At 52.0% G+C, this 7,138-nt stretch carries 5 protein-coding genes; 4 read left to right on the top strand and 1 reads right to left on the bottom strand.

Annotation, left to right across the window (positions count from 1 at the left end):
• A partial coding sequence (locus AAF564_24845) for an FG-GAP-like repeat-containing protein (protein ID MEM8488797.1) occupies positions 1–2,458 on the top strand: 2,458 nt, incomplete at its 5' end.
• A gap of 187 nt (positions 2,459–2,645) precedes the next feature.
• On the top strand, positions 2,646–3,581 hold the full coding sequence (locus AAF564_24840; GenBank protein ID MEM8488796.1) for a DsbA family protein: 936 nt from the start codon (positions 2,646–2,648) through the stop codon (positions 3,579–3,581).
• 66 nt (positions 3,582–3,647) lie between these two features.
• On the opposite strand, the gene rsgA is transcribed toward AAF564_24840, so the two are convergent.
• Positions 3,648–4,715: a ribosome small subunit-dependent GTPase A gene (rsgA, locus tag AAF564_24835; protein ID MEM8488795.1), complete on the bottom strand. Its 1,068-nt coding sequence runs from the start codon at positions 4,713–4,715 to the stop codon at positions 3,648–3,650.
• A 439-nt stretch (positions 4,716–5,154) separates the two neighbouring features.
• Here rsgA and AAF564_24830 point away from each other — a divergent pair, with 439 nt between their 5' ends.
• Positions 5,155–6,450, top strand: coding sequence for an O-antigen ligase family protein (locus AAF564_24830; GenBank protein MEM8488794.1), 1,296 nt, complete (start codon positions 5,155–5,157; stop codon positions 6,448–6,450).
• Between the two features lie 130 nt (positions 6,451–6,580).
• Positions 6,581–6,940, top strand: coding sequence for an MmpS family transport accessory protein (locus AAF564_24825; protein ID MEM8488793.1), 360 nt, complete (start codon positions 6,581–6,583; stop codon positions 6,938–6,940).
• Positions 6,941–7,138 lie beyond the last annotated feature (198 nt).

Here is a 7,138-nt window from a genome sequence, read left to right as displayed (position 1 = left end):
GCCAACAATTGCCCGCGATGCAATCATCACCGACCTCGATGGCGACGGCTGGGATGACGTGCTCATTGCCAACACGTTTGGCGATCAGCCCAAGTTCTACCGCAACCTCGGGGCCGACGCTTCTGGCTGGCTTGGGCTGGCCGATGAGTCAACGTCGCGACTGCCAACGCTCGATGTAGGTACAATCCAGTATTGTGGCGTAGCAGCAGGGGATGTCAATGGAGACGGTGCGCCTGATCTCTACTTCTCCAACTATGTCATGGATGGCACCACCAAAGATGTGCTGCTCATCAATGACGGCAGTGGCAACTTCACCGATCAGGGACAAGACTTGCTTGGAGATTTGATCAATGTTGCTTTTGGCACGCAGGGCGCTATTACTGATATGGATGGTGATGGCGACAACGACATCGTGAAGCTCTCGGCCAATCAGGCAGCTGATCCATTCCCTACCGATGGTATCTTTGTGCTCTACAACGATGGTACAGGTAACTTCACAAACTGGTCTACCGTGCCTTCGAACGATCCGTACATGTTTATCATGGAGGACTTCGACAACAACGGGGAGAAAGATTTCTATATCGTCGATGATGCAGCGGACTACGTAAACCTGTCTAATGGGGTTACTGCAAACGCAAACATCAACTTCACGCAGGCGACCACGCCATGGGCGCGTACCGCCAGCAATGGCGCCAACCTCAGGGTAGGTGACCTCGATGGGGATGGTGATCTCGATATCGGGGTGGCTGATGTTGATACCTCTTTCCCGCCTTGTGAGACGCCTGAGAACTTGCGTTCATTCCTCTTGCTGGAGAACGAAGGCACGGCCACTGGCACTTTCATCGACCCCTTTGGCGCAGCTGACAAGCCATGGTCGCAGAACATGTTCGACTTTGCCTTCATCGATGTAAACAATGACGGCAACCTCGACATCTTCTCGGCTGAGTGTAATGGCTACGGCCTCTACACAAGCACACAAGATCCGGTAGAGCCGCCGGTTGAGCCGGTCACGCTTGCGCTGGGCGATCTGAACCTGGGCATCGCAGCCCACGACGACCGCACAGGCGCGGGTTACATCATGTACTCAGCCGAGAGCGTGCACAGCCGCTTCTCTGCCACGCCGCCTTCAGGTGGCAACGCAGACCACCTGATCGCCGTTGTGTTCGACGGTGGGCAGTGGAAAGTGGACCGCAACAAGAAGACACTTGTCGCCTTCACGCCGCAGGCCAGCGACCTGCTGGTTGCCGAGGTAGACTTTGGCGCTGACACGGTAAACCACCTCGAAGGCACCGAAACGGTAATCGAAGGCATGATGGCCGGCTATGAAAGCGGCGACCTCGTGGTGACACCCGAGATGTGGGGCGGCGCGCCAAACGGCGGCGAGTTCGGCGTAGCGGGCACCGAGATCACGGTGATGGGCGCCTCAGGCAACAGCTCGCCCGTACTGGCAGCGATTGGCAACCAGACGAGCACCGTTGACACGGCAGTCAGCCTTACGCTGAGCGCCACAGATGGCGACGGCGATGCAGTGAGCTTCGACGCAAGCGGCCTGCCCTCTGGCCTCAGCCTTGCCGGCGCAGAGATCAGCGGTACGCCCACAAGCGCCGGCACGTACGCGGTAAGCGTAACGGCAACTGATGGCAACGGCGGCAGCGACAGCGAGTCGTTCACCTGGACAATCAACGGCGGCACGCCCGGCTCAACGGTCACGCTTACCCTTGGTGATGTGAACCTGGGCATCGCGGCCCACGACAGCCGCATCGGTCCGGGCTACATCATGTTCTCCGAGCAGAGCGTACACACCCGCTTTGCCGCGAATCCGCCAAGTGGTGGCAACGCAGACCACTTGATTGCGGTTGTGTTTGAAGATGGGCAGTGGAAAGTGGACCGTAACAAGCGGATTCTGGTGGCCTTTACGCCAGAGCCAACCGACATCCTGGTTGCCGAGGTAGACTTTGGCGAGGATACGGTGACACACCTGCTGGGCACAAACACGGTGATCGAAGGCATGGCAGCCGGCTATGTGAGCGGCGACCTGATAGTGACGGCAGAGATGTGGGGCGGCTCGCCGAACGGCGGTGAGTTTGGGGTAGAAGGCACGCTGATCGAGATCGCGGCAGAAGTGACGGGCGGCGAGCGCCGGCGCGACGAGCTGGTAGGCATAAGCGAAGTGCCGGATGACTTTGCGCTGACCTCGATATACCCGAACCCGTTCACGCAACAGACATCGATTGCTTACGAGTTGGCGGATGACAGCCAGGTGTCGATCGAAGTGTATGCGATCACGGGGCAGCGCGTGCGTGTGCTGCTGGAAGATCACCAGATGCCGGCCGGTTACTGGCAGAGCGTGTGGGATGGCAGTGACGATGGTGGGCGGCCGCTTGCAGCGGGCGTGTACATGGTCCGCTTCCAGGCCAACGACTACATGAAAGTCGGCAAAGTTGTGCTTGTGAAGTAAGCCACAAAGAATCAATGGTAAGACACAAAAGGGCCTGGAGCTATGCCTCCGGGCCCTTTTTTATGTTGGCTGATTAGACGAACTGCTTGCCTTCTTGCGCTTGTTATGAACCCAATACTGTGTAAATGAGTAGTTAACGCGAGATTATTCCATTTTTGGCCTTCTGGGCTCCCACACGATTCGTTCGATGAAAAATAGATTTACTGTAAATACACTCCTGCTCCTGCTTTTTACGACCTTTTTTACGATTGCATCTGCCTGCGCACAGGTAGATGATTCGCAGAGCCGGAAAGACCGCATCAAGGCTAATTTGTACGTTCTGTTTCCACAACTTGAAACCCATTCAGTCGAAATTGGCGATTTCGAAGAGATTGGGGCGCCCGGTGTTGAGATGGGTAGTTTTGTTGTAGATGGGCAGCAACAGCAGCCTTTCATTATCACAGACGGAGACAGCAAACTGTTCTTGCTTGCCGGCGGCCCTTTTGACGTTAGCAAAACAGAAGACGAGTTAGCTGAGCAAATTGCAGCCCGCAAAGAAGCGGAGCGTCAAAAAGCAGTAGCCATCCATGCTGACTTGATGCCGGCTGTTGCCAATTTGCCTTACCGGGGTAGTGGCGACGCACCTGTTACCATTGTTGAGTTCTCAGATTTCCAGTGTCCGTATTGCGCACGCGCTACAGATACCATGCACAAACTGATCGCCAAACATGCAGAAGATGTACGTTTGGTATACATGCAGTTTCCGCTCGAAAGCATCCACCCCTGGGCCCGGGCAGCTTCAATTGCATCCCTTTGCGCTGCCAACCAGTCTTCAGACGCGTTCTGGACGCTTCACGACAAATACTTCGAAGACCAGTCGCAGCTCAATGCTGATAACCTGATCGAGATGAGTACCGGTTATCTTGCTGATTCTGGTATTGCCATGGAGCAGTGGAATGCCTGTTCAACAGACCGCGACGGAGAAGCCTACAAAGCTGCTTCTTCCATGGTTGATGCAGCTCTCCAACTGGGCATCAAACACGGTGTCAACTCTACACCGGTTTTCTTCGTCAACGGCCAACTCGTAAGCGGTGCGCAGCCTCTGGAAACGTTTGAAGCCGCCATAGAAGCCGCCATGGAGTAGATTGGTTAGAAGTTCGAGCTTGAACACGTTCAACCTGAAACCTTCGACTTTCGACAACCCGGAACGCTAAAAGCGTTTCGGGTTGTTCTTTTGTACGGACTTGTAGAGTTTGCCCAGCTCTTTGTCTTTCTTTCTGGCTTTCATAATGGATGCTTCATCTTTGCGTCGATCCAGATACGCAAGCTCCTTTTTTAACTTTGCGTAGCTGGCAAAGCGATCTGCATCGAGGGTACCTGTTTCGAGCGCTTCCTGTACAGAACAGCCAGGCTCCGTGTCGTGGAGGCAGTCTCTGAATTTACAGTTTTGCGCGAGTTCTTCTATGTCTGAGAAAACTGCCTGGAGATCTTCTTCTTCACCCCATAGCTGCAATTCGCGCATGCCGGGAGTGTCCATTACAAGCCCGCCGGCATCCAGTAAGACCAATTCGCGGTGGCTGGTTGTATGCCGGCCGCGGCTGTCGTCTTCGCGTACAGCGCCTGTTTTTAGGTACGCATCTCCCACAAGCCGGTTGACAAGCGAGGATTTGCCTACGCCCGAAGAACCGAGGAAGGCAACCGTCTCTCCCGGTTTAATGTGGGCTTTGAGTTGATCAATACCATCGCCTTCAATGGCGCTCAGCGGTATAATCGGGTAATCTCCGGCAACGCGTTGTACTTCTGAAATACAGCCTGCCAGGTCAGCGCACATATCCATTTTATTGAGTAGGATAACTGGTTTTGCACCGCTGCCGGCGGCCTGCACAAGGTACCGTTCAATTCGTCGGATGTTGAAGTCGTTGTCCAGACCGCTCACCAAAAAGACGGTATTGATGTTTGCCGCCACAACTTGCCGGCGCGTTTTTTGGCCAACTTCTTTGCGGGCAAATTCGCTGAAGCGGGGGAGGGTCTCGTGGATAACGGCCTGGTCTGCGTCGAACGCTTGCAACACAACCCAGTCTCCAACAGCTGGCAATACAGCAGATTCATCATGCAGCAGGCGACCAAGGAGGGTGGCGTTGAAGGTGCCGATTTCACTTACTGCAAGGTACCGCTGGCGATCCTGTCGGAAGATGCGCGCAGGTGTAAAGACGTCGGTGTCGTGCGTAGAAAAAGCCGCTTCGAAAAATGGGGTCCACCCCAAATCAAAAATTGTCATTGTCTCTAAATCATAAACGTGTGAAAAAACAACAGCGCGCAAGCGAATTGAACAGTCTGCGCGAGATGTTCGGTAGAAGAAAAGCAATCATTCAGGCCAAAGGCGCTGAACGGATTACCACGTTTATGCAACAATCATAGGACAGGTGAGAACAGCTTGATGAAAGGTGCTGATGATTAAACATACCAAATTATGACGCTGTAGCCAAATTGCGCATGGTTGCCAAATTTAGCAGCAACGCTTGCGTGCAATGAATGAAAAGTACACAGGCATGCAATCAGGTGGTGCTTCGTGATGCACTGCAATTAAAGCCGGCTGAGGGTTACAGCGATACGTCAGGTAGACGCGTAACAGGTCCGCAACCGCAAGCCTATCCGCCCGGCCCGCGGGATTTAAATAAGTAACCGGAATCATGAAAACGATACAAACCCCTTTGATTATGTCAGAGGAATCCTCCAGCATGGCCAAGCTGGCGAGGGTATCATTTTGTATCTACCTGTTTTTTGTCTTCTTCGGTACCTCCCTTCCCTTTCAGCCTTCCATGCAGGAGCGTGCGGCAACGGGTGACATTGGCGGATCGAACATGATCAACCAATTGCTCTCCTTGCTGTTTGTTGCATCCTTTTTGAGCCTGATCGGCAAGCAGCAACAGGTATTTGATTTTATTCGGAAAGAGAAATTCCTCACGCTTTTTCTGCTCTGGTCGTTGCTGAGCATCACGTGGTCCAATTACCCCGTGGTATCTCTTAAACGCTGGATTACGTTGTTTGGAGAGGCTGTGATATGCCTTGCAGTGATGGTCAACGTGAAGTGGTCGGAAGTTGCCTTGCGATACTTCAGGGTGATTTTGTCGATCTACTTACCGCTTACCATTCTATCAGTGATATTTGTGCCGGCGGCGATTCAATGGGAATTTCCGGCCTGGCGAGGCCTTGCGATCACAAAGAATAACCTGGGACAGGTGGCGCTGTTTAGCGTCATTGTTTGTCTGGCAATTATCCCTTACAACAAAGGCCGTGCAGTAAATTACTGGCATTATATGCTACTGGCTATTGCGTTCGTCTCGCTGATTGGCGCTCAGAGCACAACAAACATGATTGTCGGTGCCTTTCTTGTGATGATTGTGGTGTCTGTATACGTTGCAAACATGGCAAACCTGGGCGCCATGTCGGGCTTTTTCTCGTTTACCATGATTGCTGGCTTCATCGCTGTGGTTGCTATTGTCACCATCTGGGCCCCGGCAATTACGGCTTCTATACTCGGACTTGCCGGCAAAGACCTCACATTTACCGGTCGGGTTGACCTGTGGGCAACTGTTATTCGGATGACTGAGTCCAAAATATTTACTGGTTGGGGATTGGGGGGATTCTGGATTATGGACAGCCGGCACCTGATTCCTGTGTTTGAAGAGTTTGTCTGGATTCCCAACCAGTCACATCAGGGATATATCGATATTCTGAACCAGACGGGCATTGTAGGCCTTGGTTTACTGGTGATGATGGCATTGTCTTATATCAAAAACACGTCTAAACTGAACAAGAAAAATGTTTGGAAATGGCTATTCTTTGGCGTGCTTGTGCTAAATTTTCAGGAGTCTGTATTCTTCAGGCCGCGGCATATCGGGCACTTTGTATTTCTGTTTGCCTATGTCGCTTTCTTTACCGATCTCCTTAAAGAGCAGAAGGCCAAAAAAGAGTCAATTTTTGGAAATCGGTATGTTATTAGCACTTCCTAATGTTGCTGGTTATGATACCAGAGTGTAACGTAGTTGTGAGAACAACCATCATATCTATTAAGAAGTAGGTAAATCATCTCCCGGGGTGTATCTCTAAAAAGGCGCGATTATCATCTTTGAAGGTTTGATCATGAAAAAAGTATTTCTGCTGCTCATTTTTGCTACCTGTTTCTGGGGATGTGACTCCGGTGTTAATGCAGAAGAAGATGATATGGTGCGTACGGTGCGGTATGAAGTTGATGGCAACGCACAAGAAGCCATTATTGAGTTCATTGATGGGGATTTGAAAGTAAAAGGGACGGGCATTGAGGAGATCCCCTGGTCACGTGACATTGAATTGACGGTTGGCGATAAGCTGTATCTTTCAGCCTGGAGTAGCGAAAGCGGCGGTGGATCTGTGTCAATCCGCGTTTTTGTAGACGGCGAGATTTTCAGGAGTGCAGAAGATGCGTTTGGCATTCGCACGCGCATCAGCGGGAATGCGTTTTAGGCAGTTTGTATTTTTATTTAGTGAGGAGTGAGGAGTGAGGAGTGAGGAGTGAGGGTGTGTCTCGTCCTGCTATAGGTTTACAGCAAAGCAAGTAAACCATGGAAAAGCGAGTAATAAAGCGCTATAGTATATCCTTCAAGAAACATCTAGTGGGAGAATATGAGTCTGGTGCATCCTTGAGTGCTCTAGGGAGGCGCT

The organism is Bacteroidota bacterium, assembly GCA_039111535.1.
GTDB lineage: Bacteria > Bacteroidota > Rhodothermia > Rhodothermales > JAHQVL01 > JBCCIM01.
The sequence above is the reverse complement of the archived record's forward strand: the minus strand, read 5'-3'. Positions and strand labels throughout refer to the sequence as shown.